1 protein-coding gene is annotated in these 366 nt (G+C 71.9%); it reads right to left on the bottom strand.

Annotated elements, in window-relative coordinates; all coding sequences use genetic code 11:
* A partial coding sequence (locus KI686_RS17450; protein ID WP_237590311.1) for a TilS substrate-binding domain-containing protein occupies nt 1-366 on the bottom strand: 366 nt, incomplete at both ends.

The following is a 366-nucleotide window of genomic DNA, read 5'->3' as shown; positions in this document are numbered from 1 at the left end:
GAAGACGATCCGTCCTCCGGCGCGCTTCGCCGTGCATCCCGGCAGGTCGATCGGTCCCTGCCCCGACCAGTCGGTCACGAGCCGGGCGACCTCGAGCGTCTGCACCCGGGTCAACCCGACGCCGAACTCGCTGTCGACGACGAGCCGGATGATGCGGTTGCGCAGCGCCGCGGGGTTGGCGGCGAGGGCGGCGACGCTCACCGAGATCCCCGCCTCGGCGTGCTCGACGATGTCCTCGATGGTCTCGTGGATCATCTCGTCGAAGGCCTCGGCGTCCTCACGCAGCTGCTCCGCGGTGCGGGCGAGCGCTTCGGCGATGCCGGGGCCGAGCTCGGTCTCGAGCACGGGCAGCACGCGTTCGCGCAC

The organism is Polaribacter sargassicola (assembly GCF_021991835.1).
Lineage (GTDB): Bacteria > Bacteroidota > Bacteroidia > Flavobacteriales > Flavobacteriaceae > Polaribacter > Polaribacter sargassicola.
Note: the sequence above shows the minus strand (reverse complement) of the source record. Positions and strands in the feature narration are given on the sequence as shown.